This is a genomic window from Nocardia jiangsuensis, assembly GCF_042650385.1.
In the GTDB taxonomy this organism is placed as follows: domain Bacteria; phylum Actinomycetota; class Actinomycetes; order Mycobacteriales; family Mycobacteriaceae; genus Nocardia; species Nocardia jiangsuensis.
In genome coordinates this window covers 211,304-224,916 of the sequence record NZ_JBHSAX010000033.1, presented here as the reverse complement: position 1 = coordinate 224,916, position 13,613 = coordinate 211,304, and the positions used below count along the sequence as shown (strand labels likewise).

Genomic DNA, 13,613 nt, shown 5'->3' with positions numbered 1-13,613 from the left:
TCTCCAGCCGGGTCGACTCGGCGGGACGCGTCAGCCAGGCGCCGGAGCGGAACAACTGGGCGGGGCGCGACGGCCGGATGTCATCCGGATCCACGGTCACCAGGCAGTGGGTCAGCTGATTGCCCGCGCGGCCCCTGCTGTCCCGGCCCGCGTAGCGGCCGGTCGCGAGGTAGTAGTGATCGCGCACGCGGTAGTAGCAGAACGAGAGCGGGTGCTCCTCGATCGGTGTGTCCGCGGCCATCAGACCCTGGTTGGGCCGATACAGCAGATGCGCGAGGACCGCCTGCTCCATTTCCGCCGTCGCGTCGGCGCTCTCGGCCTGGAACTGCATTCCTTCGCGTCGATGCACCGACCGGTCGACGGTTGCCTCGGTGTAGAGCAGTGAGCTGAATACCATCGGTCACTGTCCCTTGCCGGTGCCGACGATCCGCCGGTTGGCCATCAACCACAGCAGCGGCTCGCTCACCCGGTGCGGGCGGACTCCGTGCGAGTCGGTGCGGCCCGATCGGTAGTCCGGTTCCGCGCCGAGCGCCGAGACGGCGAAGAGCCGGAACCTGCGGTAGTTCATCTCCAGATGCCGGAGTACATCGTCGCCGCCCCACTCATTGATGAGCCCGGCGACGTGCTGGTGGATGTCGAGGGAGTCGGCCTCGTCGAAACGCGGTGCCGTTGGTGCGGGCCTGCGGATAGGGCTGTCCGCCGGAATCTGGTCGTAGAAGGCGTCGATCTTGGTGACCGCGACCGCGAGCGGCCGGTTGATCTTGCGGTCGTGCCGGACGCCGTCCGCCGCCCGCAGCATCTCGGTGACGTTCGACAACACCTGCAGCGGGTGGTCGGGGTCGTAGCGATCCGCGACGCCGCGATCCGCGGCGCGCTTCGTGTTGCCCGCGATCTGGAAGGGGTCGAGCACCACGATCAACCCGTCCGTCGCGGTCAGGTACTGCTGGTCCTTGGTCGAGTTCGTGGTCTCGAGATCCTCACCCGCGGTGTCGTAGAACGAGAGTGCGGTCGAGGCCACCCGCCGGACGCCGATACCGTTGCGGCGCTCCTGCTGCCAATCGATCACCACCGGTGTGCGCGCCAATACGGCAGCGCGTTCGGTCAACTGCGGCAACGCCCCGTTGTCCATACCCCTTCGCCACTCCCGGACATCTTTGATCATCGGTGACTCGCCGACGAAGTAGGTGGCCGCGCCGAATCGGCGCCGGGTCGGCTCCTGCAGCTCGCTCACGAGAACTGTCAGGTAGACGGTCTTACCCGCTGCTCTGGTGCCGACCATGCCGAACATCGGGCTGCCCGAGCCGAATGCCGACGGGAGCACTGATCGGCACGCCGGGCACACCCGCGTTCCCGCGGTGCCCGCGCACGCCGGGCACTCCGCCCGCTGGCCGGACCGGAACAGCTTGAACGGCGAGGGGAACGCTTTCTGCACCGGTGTCGCGTCGCGCAGCTGCCGCACCCGTTCGGCGTCGACTTCGGGCCGGCAGGCGTCCTTGCCGGGAGCGGGACGCCCGCTGCACCGGAACATGATGTTGTTCAGCCGAATTCGGTGATAGCAGTACGGGCATGCTGCTTTTCCGGTGATGCGCGCGAGTACCATCAGCGGCCTCTCAGGGTGTCGGATGGCGGGTCGTTCAAGGTGAGAACCTCCGCGGATTCGGCGAAGCAGCGGACCCAGTAGGGCTTCGGGAGCCGAGGTAGCGGCACTGTCACCAGCTGCGGCCCGTCCGGGGGTATGTCGAGTGCGATTCGCTGCACCACCGCGTTCTCGGCGGCGCGCTGGGGAAGGTAGGAGCCGCTCTGGGCGTGGACGAGGACGACCGCCCCACTTGTCGGCGCATCGGCGGTGAACTCGATCTGCAGCGGCCCGCGGCCGAGCAGGCGTCCGGGCCACAGCATGCGGTATCGGGCGCTGAGTTTCGCCCCGTCCAGTCGCAACTCCACCTCCGGTGAGGACCACTGTCCCTCGGCGGATTCCACGATGCTGGAGAGACCGATCCGCACCGCGCCGGAGCCGACGGTGATGCGCAGCCCGCCGTTGCGGATGTACTCCGTCCGGTTGGTCCGGACGCTGCCGCGGTGCGCACCGGCCGACCACACCGCCTCGACGCGGTAATCCGCGCGCGGCCACTGCCAGCTGACCACCGCCTGGTCACCGAATCGCTCCACTCTGGGCTCGATGACCGGTTCGCAGATGGCCAGGGACGCGGCCCCGCCGACGATGGCCGCCGACTGATCGGGTGTGATCGCGAGGTAGTGGCACAGCCCGGCGGCGACCGTGGCGGTGAGCCGCACGGTGTCGCCCTCGCGCCGTACAGCGCCCGGCAACCGTGCGCCATCGGCGGCGGTCAGAGCCGAGTACTCCACCGTCGAACCGACGGCCCAGCCGGGTCGGCTCGGAAAACGCCAGATCTCGGTGTCGGCGCCGGTCGGCGCCACCCACTCCGCGACCATCTCGGCGCGCCCCTCGACGAATCGGACGGGCCGGACGTAGAGATCGGTAACCGGTCCGGCCTTCAATCGCGGCACCGCGCGTACCCGCACCGGGGCGGCGGCGAGAACCTCCCGCGCGGGCCCGACGTACTCCGCGGTCAGGTCGAAGGTATAGGTCTCCGAGGTCCGGAGGTGCTCCGCGCGCAGGGTGTTCGCCCGGCCGGGGGACACGGTGTGCTGCCTGCCGTCAGGGTCGGTCCGCACGACCGCGGTCCGGGCCGCCCGGACCGGCGTGTTCCACTGCACGGTGACGCTGGTCGGCTCCGTGGTCACGACGATATCGCGAATCGGTGGCAGTACGGTGATCTCGGCGGTCGTCACCGGTGAGGCCTCACCCTCGCGCCGGGCGGCGACGCCGTACCAGATCGGCTCGGCCACCGGCACTCCGGCGTCGACGATCTCGGTGGCGGAGGTGGCTGTGACGGTGACGCCGTCCCGGATATCGCGCGGCGCCGAGCCGGATTTCCGGACGATCTCGTACGTCGTGGTCTCGTCGGCGCCGGAACTCTTCGGCCAGAAGAGCCGGACACTGTTCTCCGGAGCCTCCGGGGGATACAGCACCGCGAGGCCGAGCGAGTTCGGTGGCGCGGGCGGCAGCGATGCGACCAGCCGGGCCAGCGTTTCGTCGTCCTCGGCCAGGGCGGCCGCCTGGCCGAGCAACTCGGCCGCCGCGGTGATCCGGCCGTCCCGCCGCGCGCCCTCGGCCTCCGTGCGCAGGGTGGTGACCTGCCGCTCGGTCCGGGACAGCGTGTTCAGCGCCTGGATCATCCCCTCGGTGCCCGCGTGCGCGTCGATATTGCACAGCGCCGTGTACAGCGCTCGGGCGCTGCGCAACTTTCCCTCGGTGATGAGTTCGATCACCCGTTCCGGGGTGTCGCGGCTGGTCCGGGTGGAAGCGGAGTCCACGCAGTGCAGCACGACCCGAGCGGCATCCACGCGATCGAGGCCCTTGTCGGTGAGGGCGTCGACGGCGAGCGCGACGATGCCGCCCTGCAACACCTTCCGGGCCAGCTCGAGCAGCTGCACCAGGGCGATAACTGCGGGATCTATGCCTCTGGACTCGGCGTCCCGCAGTGCGTGCAGCAGCTTCTTGACCGATTCGATCTCGCTGCCCGCCCGTTTGTCGCAGGCGACGAGCGCCTGCCGGATGGCCGCGGTGTCCGGCGGTCGCCTACCCGGGCAGGCGAACCCGCCGATCAGCCGGAAGCCGGAGGGCGGATCCTCCAGGAAAATCGCGTCCAGTACCGTCCGCAGATTGACGGTCGTATCCCACTCGCCGCGCACGTTCTGTGGCAGCTTGCACTCCGGCTCCTCGAATTCGTCGACCAAGCGCAGCGCGACGGAGGATTCGACGCAGGCGGCCAGCTCGGCATCGGAGAGCCGGCTCAGCAGTCCGTCGGTGGCCGCGGCCGCCTTCACCTGGGCGAGGGTGACGATCCCGAAATCGCGATACTGGTTCTCCAGCATTCTGGCGACTGTATCCAGGGCGGACTTCGCATTCCGGGTGCGTTGGTCCCGCCACCGGCGCCAGAATTCCGCGCTGGTCAGGTCGCGGTGTTTGCCGACGAGCAGCCCGTCGAGGTTGCTGCAGAACTTCGCGACCTCCTTGACGTTGCTCCGCTGCATGTTGTTGTTCCACCAGAGCCGGACATCGCGGATGCGCTCCGCGATCTGGGTGTCGGTCATCCCCGGATCGATCGCGTAGACCATGGCCAGGTCGAGCCTGGCCGGGAGATCGGCGCCGTTGTTCAGTTCCGCGATCCCATTGGTCAGATCGGTGAGATGGACTTTGCGGAGCGGTACCAGAACGGTGCTCTTGTAGGTTGTGGCATCCACCGGACTACGTCTCCAGCACGAGTTCCCGGACGATCTGCTTGGCCGACTCGACATCCTCGGCCTGCAGCACGCTCACATCCACCGTCAGCGTCAGCCGCTTGCCGGACACCGGTTCGACGGCCTCGATTCCGGCCAACCCCTCGGCGTCGATCGAGACGTCGATGTGGACCTCCGAACCGCGAGGGAGCGGCGGAAGGCCGCTGATCACGGCGCCGCCGTCCGGGGTGATCCGCCTGTTGTCCGCGGGTCGCTCGGACTCGACTTCACCGCCCTGTTCGAAGATCTCGATGGCCACCGCGGTCTGGTTGTCGGCGGCGGTGTAGGCGGTGATCGTCTTGTGGAAGGGAAGCCGGTCGTTCTTGCGTGCGAGGAATTCGATGAAGGGCACCGGTTCGGAGCCGGTGGTGTCGACGAACTGGATTCCGAGCCCCTTCGGCAGCACATTCGTGATCCGGCGGGTGTGGGTTTCGCCGCTGGTATCTCCCGGCAGGAACTTCTTCTCGGTGGACCCCGGCTCGATGCCCGTGCGATCCGCCTCGGAGAGCGTCGCGTAGATCGCGGCCCCCTTCGCGACCGAGAGATTCGGGTCGGACAGTTTGGGCTCCCAGCCGAAATCTGCGCGCAGCATCGCGGTCACCGCGGGCATCTGGGACGATCCGCCGACCAGGAGTACCTCGTCGATCGTGATCCCCGGGTCCTTCTCGCGGGCCGAGGTGAGGGTGCGTTCCACGATGTCTCTGGTCTGTTGCAGGAGTCCGCTGGTGAGTTCCTCCAGATCGGCCCGGCTGATGTCGAGTTTCGCCCGGTCGTTCCCGTGCTTGAGCGAAATCGTGGTCCGTTCCTTCTTGGACAGCGAGATCTTCGCCTTCTCGGCTTCCTCGTAGAGGTTCTGCGCGAAGTAGTCGTCGTCCATGGGGTCGTCATCCACGCCGGTCTCCGCGATGAAGCGGTCGTAGATGTGCGCTACCAGCCGTTCGTCCCAGTGTGCGCCGCCGAGCTTGCGATTCCCGTCGATCGCCACCACCTCGAGCGCCTCGGGGGAGATGCGCAGAATCGTGGTGTCGAAGGTTCCGCCACCGAGGTCGTAGATCAGGACGGTTCTCCGTTCGCTCCGGATCTTCACGCCGTACGCCAGCGCGGCCGCGACCGGTTCGGTGACGATGCCGACCACGTCGAGCCCGGCGATCACGCCGGCCTGCCTGGTCGCCTCGCGCTCGCGGACGCCGAAGTACGCAGGCACCGTGATCACCACCCGCTCGACCTTCTTCCCGGTGCCGTCCTCCGCGTACGCGGCGAGGGCGCGCAGGATCAGGGCGGAGATCGACTCGGGGTTGAACGGCTTGCCGTCGAACTCCAGGGGGTGCGTCTCGCCCATGAAGGCCTTGATCAATGTGACCACGCGGTCCGCGTCCACCTTGGCGGTGTTCTTCGCTTCCTGTCCCGTGATCACGTGGCCCGTCTCGGGTTCGAAATAGACCGCTGACGGCGTCGTCGGCAGGCCGTCGGGATTGTTGATCACGAGCGGCTGCCCGAAGTCATCGATGTGAGCGATCGCGGAGAAGGTGGTGCCGAGATCGACACCGAAAATGTCTGTCACTGTCTTCCGATCTGGTCGATAGGGTGATGCGGGTGTTCAGTGCTCGACGTACTTCCAGACCGAAACTTTTGCGTAGATCACCGGCTTGTCCGAGGAAACATTGCGAAACCCTTGGTGATAGATGGAGCTGACGCGGTCGTGCTGTGCTTCGATCTCGGTGCCGACCGTTCCGCACGGCTGGTGGATCCGCCGATCGAACGGATCGCCGATCTCGACGCCGATCGTGACCGCGCCGAGCCCCTCGAGAATGTCCTCGATTCGGGCGGTGACCGTGAGGAAGTCTTCGGCGAATGCCCGGGTACCCTCGGATTCGCCGAGTTCGCCGGCGTGTTTCGCATTACGGACGCATTCGCCGTGCAACTCCGCGAGTGACTTGATCACGGGGCGCAGACTCGCTCGGAGGAGGTCGCCCTCGAGGACGGCCACGCGCTCGTGCATCCGCTTGTTGATCGCCTCGAGGCTCTCGGAACGATCGTTCAGACGCCGGATCTCGTCGGTGAGATCCTGCAGTACCCGGCTGGCCATGGGCGTCGTGGGGGCCGACGATGGGATGGTCGCGTGCTCGTCCTCGTTGAATGGCGCAGCGAGGCCTTCGGGGTGGGTCACTGTTCTCTCTCGGTTGGAATCGTCTGATTACTGACAGGTGTTCTCGGGCGGTTCGGCTGTCGGTCGTCGTCTGGCGCCGACCCTATCCAGCTCCGGAGTTTCCTGATGTCGGGCATTCGACGGACACTTCGGGCCACGCGGTTACAGGTCATCGATATCGATCAGGGCGTCCTGCAGCGCGCGCGCGACCAGTGCGGCCTTTGTCGTGGCCGGACGCCCGACCGCTGCATATTTCTCTCGGATGCGGGACAGATGCGTGTTGATGGTCCCCTGGGATATGAACAGACGCCGGCCGGCTTCAGTCTTGGAATCCGAATCGATCCAGGCGAGGAGTACCTCGATCTCGCGCATACTGAGTGCTGGCCGCAAGCCGAATCTCCTCGAGAAATCCGCTGGAAGGTGCTCGGAACTCGGAGTGATTGTCATGAATTATTCCTTCACGAGAGGCGTACAGCCGGCATCGGAAACGATGCCTGCTGTACGTCGGTCACCCAGCCGCGCGAGACCTGCCCCGTCCGGAGCTCCGGATCAGAAGAACCGGTTCTTGATGTCTCGGCCGCAGATGCGGAGCATCAGGACCGTGATGACCATGAGCGCGATGAAGACGGTGGCCCGGGTGAAGTCGCCGGATTCGTCCACGCCCCCGGTGTAGGCGGCCTGGCCGTACTGGTAGGAGGCGAAATCGGCGATCAGCAGCCCCACCAGGGCGATCCACGCCCAGGTGCGCTTCGGACGCGCTGCCGCAGTATGGATACGGATTCGCTGATTGCCGGCGCCGTTGTTGGCGAACACATTGCTGTTGTGGTGGGCGGAGTAGTTCTGCTGCTGCGTATGCGGATTCTGATGCGGGCCGGGAGGTTGCGACATCACCGCCTCCCTCGGGGGCCGCCGAACGTGATGTTCTGCTCACCTCCGTTGTTCGTGACGACATTGCTGTTGTTACTGGCTGTGATGTTCTGCGTGGGGTAGCCGCCGGGCGCGGGGCCGGATGCCGCAGACCCGAGGTCGGGGACCATCCGGTCGATCAGGTCGTCGATATCCGAGTCCATCGTGCGCTGGCGGATGCGCCAGAATTGCGAGCGGCCCAGATCCCGGATGTCCGGGGGCAGCTGGTCGACGGCGGGCAGCTCGGTGTCGTCGAGCAGCACCGGTATCACCGGCGTCTCGCGCCGGTAGGCGGTGGCGAGCTCGAGGCGAACCCAGTCCTCGCGGTCGTCGAGTCTGCGGTTGCCGGTGGTATCGGAGGCATCTAGCCAGTGCGGTCCGATCACCGCGACCAGCAGGTCAGCTTGCTCGAGTGCCTTCCGGATCCGGCGCGCGTAGAGCGTGCCGAGCCGTAGCGAATCGTCGTCGCGAAAGATGTTGTCGCGGCCGAATCGCTCCGCCATCTGCTTCGAGATCTCGCGCACCGCATACGCGCTGTCCGCGATGCGGTAGTTGAGGAAGATTTTCGTCAAAAGGGTTCGCTCCTCGCGATGGGATAGGGGACAGATGTGACACGCGTCGGGTGCGTCGCACCCGTTCGTTTCTCGGAGCCTCGATCCGTGGTGTCACTCCCGCGATGCGAATCCGATTCGACGGTCTGTTCCCAGGATGCCGTCCGCGGCCGGACCGAGACAATGGTTGCCCGTTGCATGCTCGTGCAGGCAACAGGCGCAACTTCGGAATTCAGCGACGGTTGAGCGCGTCCCGCAGCGGGGTGGAGATGCGGTGCACGACCGGATGGCCCGGGAAGCGGCTCACCGTGCGGGCGAAGTCGTGCAGATCCAGGCGAACGGTGACCGAATCGACGGCGCGTACTACGTTCAGCAGCGGTTCGATGAGTTCGCAGGCCCGGTCGACGTCACCCATCGCGGCATGGACGAGCGCCTGTCTGGTGCCGAATCGGGCGCGATCGCGATCCGATTGCCCGCTGGCAGCCGACATTCCGGCATCGAAGAGCCGGGCGGCAGCCTCGAGGTTGCCGAGATCGTAGTGGCACCACGCCTCGATCAAGATGGATCGCCCGTGCAGTGCCAGCGGACCGAGTGGATCGTCGGTGCCGGCGCGGTGGACGTGATCCCAGAGCTCGCCCGCGCGCTCCAGCGCGCGCATGGTGTTCGCCGCGTCCGAGCCGATGGCATAGCCCTGGGCCGCGCCGAGCGCGGCCAGCCATCGGATTCGTGGATCGATCGCGCTGTCGCCGAGCACCTGCTCGGTCAGCCCGGTCGTGGCCGAGGAGTCGGCCCGGTACAGGCTCAGCACGGCCCTGCGGACCAGTGAATAGCTGGCCATGCTGGTGTCTCCCGCCGCGGCCGCGAGGGTGACCGCCCGCTCGGTCCACCAGGTGGCGCCGACATCGTTTCCGCACTCCTGCGCCATCCACCCGGCGAACTCGGCGGTGCGGGCGGCATGGTGCAGCAGCAGGGGCCGGTTGCCGCCGGAACCCCGGTGCGCGGCGGCGGTGGCGACGTGGTTCTGCGCCGCCACCATGGGCAGCACCATGCTGGGGCTGGTGCTGCGGCCCAGCCGCCGGAGTTCGTCGAACACCGCCGCCAGCCCGGCGATCGGATCGGTGGAGAAGCCGGCGACAGCGGGGTAGGTCACAATCGGCGGGCCCGGAGACTCGCTGATCTCGATGATGCCGGAGCCATCGGGATGCAGGTGCTGCGTCCACGCGGTGTCGATCGGCAGCTCCGGCTGTGGCGCGGGCCTGGTGTCGGTGGCGGCGAGCGCGATCAGCCGGCCGTCCGCCGACAGCGCGGAGTCGCAGGCGCGGGCGAGCGGGGCTATCGGGGTCACCCGGCCGTTCTCGATCTTGCTCAGATGGCCCTTGCTGTAGTACACGAGCTCTGCGAGTTCGCCGAGTGACAGGTTGCTCTTGAGCCGGAGCCTGCGCAACTCTTGGCCGAATGTACGATCCACCACTCCATCGTTCCGCGTAAATTCCAACTGTGCTCGGGATCGGTGTCCGCCGTTCGACGGACTTGCCCCGGCGATCTTCGTATGCATTCAAGTCGCTGCACGTGCCTCTGCCACGAGTGTACGTATCTACAGTCACAGGTGCGCTTCTCGCGGCTATAGTTCCAGTTGGGCTACTCTTCGGTGAGTAGGATCGAAGGGACTCGGGGCGCATGAATACAGATCATCGTGTAAAACATCTGGAGATGCTGCAAACTGTTATCACGAGATTGAGTCAGCAATCGTTCACTGTTCGAGGTTGGTCGGTTACTCTCGTCTCGGTAATATTCGCGTTCCTGACGACACAGGATTCGAGAACGTCGATGTTGATTCTGTTCGCATTGGCTCCGGCATGGATCTTCTGGGGCCTGGACGCGTACTACCTGAGCCTGGAGCGGCGCTATCGCGTGCTCTTCGCCGATGTTGCGCGGCAGATCCGGGAGCCGAGCGCAATGGAAACGACACTATTCGAAATGGTGCCGGAGTCCGGGCAGCCCTTCCGGGCGCTCGTGCGGGCAGCGCGAACACCGGGGGTCGCGGCGATACCTGGCGTTCTGACGGTGATGGTCGTGGGGTACTGGGCGGTTTCGGCGGGATTGAAACCCTGACCGATGATGGAGAACGGGAGCAACGGTGCACTCGGAAAACGGTGCGATAGGCTTCGATTGTTTCCCGACTCCACATCTCGCCCTGAGCTCTGCGGACGATGGTGAGCTGACCCGGGTACGGCGATTCGCGGATATGCAGGTGGTGGCGGCGGGGCGCGTCCACGAAGTACTGAGCGAAGAGTGGCAGGAATTTCGCGGCAGACCCCGGCGTGTGCGCGCACTGCTTGCGGCCTACCACGAACTCGTGCAGTGGCGTTACCGTCTCGCCCGTGTCTCGCCTGTTCGGCACGGTACGGCTGTCCCCGTCGATCCCGAGCGCTTTCTGGCCCCCATCGACCATTACGGTCCGAATTGCGATCGAATCGGCCGCGTCGGCAGGCTGCGGTTCAACAGCACCTGGAACGAGGTCGACCGGGTCTTCACCGGCGGAGTCAGCACGCCGGCATTCCGGGTCACGCTCCGGTACGGACGGGCGGCGGAAGCCCGCTTTCTCCGCAGCGGTGCCGCCGGTGACATCTTGACCAGCTCCGTCCGGCTGCCGGACGGCACTCGCATCGACGGGAACAGGCTGGTGCGCGGCGCGGCGGCGCGGGAGCTGGCGCGGGAGCTGGCGGCGCGGGTCGCGGGGCGCGGATGTGACACCCGCAGATTCGAGACCGGTGGAGCTCCGATCTATGTGGTGACCGCTGAGAATACCGCCCGAGCGGAGATGTTCCGGCAGGCGATCGACCTGCTGGCGGGCGCCGGTGCCGACGATGTCGCCAGCTGGCAGCAGGCCAGGTTCCTGTTGTACCAGGCTCCCAGAACCAAGCGCGGCAGTGATTCGGTGATTCGCACCTTCCTGGTCGCCGTCGGTGCCGTGCTGTTCGGGGCCGCACCGCGACTCGTACACGACGTGGATCTCCAGTGCCTCGTTCTCGGGCAGGGCAGGGCGACCGCCATGTCGGGCGACCCGGGGTCGGAATCCGCGCCGCAAGCCTCGCTGGAGAGTTAGAACGTGTTATAGTTTCGACCGTCCGCCGGCCGGGTTGCGCCGTGGCCGTGGTCCGGCGCAACCGAGAAGAACACGTCTCAGTTTCGACTGCGGCACGCGCCGAGAGGGGCACGATGAACACACCTGCGCCGAGCCGGGAGCCCGATCCGCTGCACCGGGAGCCGTTGCCGGTGGATCTGCTGATCCGCTCGCTGGACCGCTACGCCGACCGGACCGCCGTGCACATCGGCGACGAGACGCTGACCTATCGCGAGGTGCGGGATCGGATCAGCACCGTCGCGCAGGCGTATCGGGCGCTCGGGCTCGGCGTCGGCAGCCGGGTGGCGCTGCTCTCGGCGAACCGGCCGGAGGTGCTGTTCACGCAGGGGGCGAACGGGGTCGTCGGGGTGCGGTTCGTGTCGCTGCACCCGATGGGGTCGCTGGACGACCACGCGTATGCGCTGGCGGACGGCGATATCGAGACGCTGATCTACGACCCGGACAAGTACGAGGAGCGGGCGGCGCAACTCGCGGCGGCGGTGCCGAGCCTGAAAACCCTGCTGGCGCTGGGGCCCACCGCGGCGGGGACGGATCTGATCGCGACGGCGGCGGGGTTCGAGCCGGAGCCGCTGACCGCGCCGGACGTGTCGCTGAACGACACCGGGAGCCTGGCCTACACCGGCGGTACCACCGGCAAGTCCAAGGGCGTCATGCTCAGCTACCGGGGCGCGGCGGCGCTGCTGCGCATCCAGATGGCGGAGTGGCAGTGGCCGGCGGAGACCCGCTTCCTGGTCTGCACGCCGCTGAGCCACGCGGGCGGCGCGTTCTGGAATCCGACCAGCCTGCAGGGCGGGTCGATCGTGGTGCTGCCCGGGTTCAGCCCGGCGGCGGTGCTCGCGGCGATCGAGAAGTACCGGATCACCTCGACCATGCTGGTCCCGACCATGCTGTACGCGCTGCTCGACTACCCGGAGCTGGACAAGTACGACCTGTCCAGCCTGGAGACGGTCTTCTACGGCGCCTCGGCGATCTCGCCGACCCGGCTGGCCGAGGCCGTCCGGAAGTTCGGCCCGATCTTCTTCCAGTTCTACGGCCAGGCCGAGAGCCCGATGACGATCTCGGTGCTGCGCAAGGAGGATCACGACCTGGACAAGCCGGAGCGGCTGGCCTCCTGCGGCAAGCCGGTGCCGTGGCTGCACGTGGCGCTCCTCGACGACCAGGGCAATACGGTGCCCGACGGCGAGCCGGGCGAGGTCTGCGTGCGCGGGCCGCTGGTCATGCAGGGGTACCTGAACAAGCCGGAGCAGACGGCGGAGGCGACCCGGTTCGGCTGGCTGCACACCGGCGATATCGCGCGGCAGGACGCGGAGGGGTTCCTCTACATCGTCGACCGCAAGAAGGACATGATCGTCTCCGGCGGGTTCAACGTGTACCCGCGCGAGGTGGAGGACGTGCTCTCGGCGCATCCGGCGGTGAGCGCCGCCGCGGTGATCGGGGTGCCGGACGACAAGTGGGGCGAGGCGGTCAAGGCGGTGGTGGTGCTGCGCGAGGGGCAGCAGGTCGCCGTCGAGGAGTTGCAGGCGCTGGTCAAGGAGCGCAAGGGGGCGGTGTACACGCCGAAGTCGGTGGATTTCGCGGCGAGTATTCCGGTGAGCCCGCTCGGTAAGCCGGACAAGAAGGCGCTGCGCGCGCAGTACTGGGGCGAGTCGGCGCGTCAGGTGAACTGAGGAATCATGCCGCCGGGCAGTGCGATTCGGGCGCGGCGCGCAGCCGCGTCCCGGGTGCTGCCCGGCGGTGGGGGCGGGGCGCGGTGCGTGCGACGGCCCGTTTCAGCGGTCCGGCGGACCCGCGAGGATCGCGGTGACGGTGTCGAGCAGCTCCGCCAGCACCTCCTCGGCGGTGAGGTGGGTGCCGCTGAGCGCGAGGATGTCACGCAGCCGGTCGCGGTCGCCGAGGGTCTGGAAGGTGAAGGTCATCGCCTGGGTGAGGCGGAAGCGCACCGTGCGCGGCGGGAGCTCCGGGTGCAGCCGGGTGAGCAGCTCGGTGAAGCGCACGGCCTGACCGGCGAACTCCTCGGTCATCTGGCGGAGCGCGCCGTGGTTGACGGTGATCACGTCGGCGACGACGGTGACCCAGTCACCGCCGCCCGCCGCCATGGCATCGGCGACCGGGCGGACGAAGGCCTCGGCCAGGGCGCGGGCGGAGGGAGCGCCCGCCTCGGCGGCGTCGAGCAGCTCGGCGCGGCGCACCGAGATCTCCCCGCCGCGCGCCCGGATCACGGCCCGGACCAGCGCGTCCTTGGAGCCGAAGTGGTAGTGCACCGACGCGACATTGGCGCCGGCCGCCGCCATCACCGCGCGCAGCGAGACGGCGTCGATGCCGCGTTCGGCGAAGAGCCGCTCGGCGGCGGCCACCAGCCTGCGGTCGGTGGACAGCGTGACGTCCGCGCGCGGCGCGCCGGATCCCGCTGTATCCCGGCCCGCAGTCACGAAACCGACCCTAGCGCCCCGCACCCGGTCCGCGAGACCGACGCGGGGCGCGGCGTTGCCGCCATCTCCGG

General features: G+C 67.6%; 12 protein-coding genes and 1 pseudogene. 3 read left to right on the top strand and 10 right to left on the bottom strand.

The features are described 5' to 3' along the window. Position 1: 1 nt before the first annotated feature. From ACFO0B_RS29630 to ACFO0B_RS29590, 9 genes and pseudogenes are all read right to left on the bottom strand, one after another. A pseudogene (locus tag ACFO0B_RS29630) lies at positions 2–397 on the bottom strand (GAP1-N2 domain-containing protein); the annotation flags it as partial. A 3-nt stretch (positions 398–400) separates the two neighbouring features. Then, on the bottom strand, positions 401–1,459 hold the full coding sequence (locus tag ACFO0B_RS29625) for a TRAFAC clade GTPase domain-containing protein (protein WP_378616651.1): 1,059 nt from the start codon (positions 1,457–1,459) through the stop codon (positions 401–403). Positions 1,460–1,599: 140 nt separating this feature from the next. Further along, the gene (locus ACFO0B_RS29620; RefSeq protein ID WP_378616649.1) at positions 1,600–4,329 is read right to left on the bottom strand and encodes a hypothetical protein; all 2,730 of its coding nucleotides are present in this window, start codon (positions 4,327–4,329) and stop codon (positions 1,600–1,602) included. A 4-nt stretch (positions 4,330–4,333) separates the two neighbouring features. After that, complete coding sequence (locus tag ACFO0B_RS29615; RefSeq protein ID WP_378616647.1) at positions 4,334–5,926, bottom strand: Hsp70 family protein; 1,593 nt, start codon at positions 5,924–5,926, stop codon at positions 4,334–4,336. Between the two features lie 36 nt (positions 5,927–5,962). Further along, entirely contained in the window at positions 5,963–6,532 is a 570-nt protein-coding gene (grpE, locus tag ACFO0B_RS29610; RefSeq protein WP_378616645.1) for a nucleotide exchange factor GrpE, read from the bottom strand. A 141-nt stretch (positions 6,533–6,673) separates the two neighbouring features. Then, positions 6,674–6,958, bottom strand: a complete 285-nt coding sequence (locus tag ACFO0B_RS29605) for a LuxR C-terminal-related transcriptional regulator (protein ID WP_378616643.1) — start codon at positions 6,956–6,958, stop codon at positions 6,674–6,676. Positions 6,959–7,060: 102 nt separating this feature from the next. Then, positions 7,061–7,399 carry a hypothetical protein gene (locus tag ACFO0B_RS29600; protein WP_378616641.1) on the bottom strand — a complete coding sequence of 113 codons (339 nt, stop codon included), beginning with the start codon at positions 7,397–7,399 and terminating at the stop codon, positions 7,061–7,063. Continuing rightward, the gene (locus ACFO0B_RS29595; RefSeq protein WP_378616639.1) at positions 7,399–7,989 is read right to left on the bottom strand and encodes a toll/interleukin-1 receptor domain-containing protein; all 591 of its coding nucleotides are present in this window, start codon (positions 7,987–7,989) and stop codon (positions 7,399–7,401) included. Before ACFO0B_RS29595 ends, ACFO0B_RS29600 begins: the two co-directional genes overlap by 1 nt. A gap of 211 nt (positions 7,990–8,200) precedes the next feature. Beyond that, positions 8,201–9,436, bottom strand: a complete 1,236-nt coding sequence (locus ACFO0B_RS29590; protein ID WP_378616637.1) for a helix-turn-helix domain-containing protein — start codon at positions 9,434–9,436, stop codon at positions 8,201–8,203. Between the two features lie 242 nt (positions 9,437–9,678). Here ACFO0B_RS29590 and ACFO0B_RS29585 point away from each other — a divergent pair, with 242 nt between their 5' ends. From ACFO0B_RS29585 to ACFO0B_RS29575, 3 genes are all read left to right on the top strand, one after another. Beyond that, positions 9,679–10,080 carry a hypothetical protein gene (locus ACFO0B_RS29585; protein WP_378616635.1) on the top strand — a complete coding sequence of 134 codons (402 nt, stop codon included), beginning with the start codon at positions 9,679–9,681 and terminating at the stop codon, positions 10,078–10,080. A gap of 25 nt (positions 10,081–10,105) precedes the next feature. Next, entirely contained in the window at positions 10,106–11,074 is a 969-nt protein-coding gene (locus tag ACFO0B_RS29580; protein WP_378616633.1) for a hypothetical protein, read from the top strand. A gap of 113 nt (positions 11,075–11,187) precedes the next feature. Next, positions 11,188–12,780, top strand: coding sequence for an AMP-binding protein (locus ACFO0B_RS29575; protein ID WP_378616632.1), 1,593 nt, complete (start codon positions 11,188–11,190; stop codon positions 12,778–12,780). Between the two features lie 102 nt (positions 12,781–12,882). Here the strand turns inward: ACFO0B_RS29575 and ACFO0B_RS29570 are convergent, their stop codons facing one another. Further along, positions 12,883–13,542, bottom strand: a complete 660-nt coding sequence (locus ACFO0B_RS29570) for a TetR/AcrR family transcriptional regulator (protein WP_378616628.1) — start codon at positions 13,540–13,542, stop codon at positions 12,883–12,885. Positions 13,543–13,613 lie beyond the last annotated feature (71 nt).

Coding starts and splice junctions, on each gene's coding strand:
- ACFO0B_RS29605 (WP_378616643.1), bottom strand. CDS start 6,958: ATGACAATCACTCCGAGTTCCGAGCACCTTCCAGCGGATTTCTCGAGG.
- ACFO0B_RS29600 (WP_378616641.1), bottom strand. CDS start 7,399: ATGTCGCAACCTCCCGGCCCGCATCAGAATCCGCATACGCAGCAGCAG.
- ACFO0B_RS29585 (WP_378616635.1), top strand. CDS start 9,679: ATGCTGCAAACTGTTATCACGAGATTGAGTCAGCAATCGTTCACTGTT.
- ACFO0B_RS29575 (WP_378616632.1), top strand. CDS start 11,188: ATGAACACACCTGCGCCGAGCCGGGAGCCCGATCCGCTGCACCGGGAG.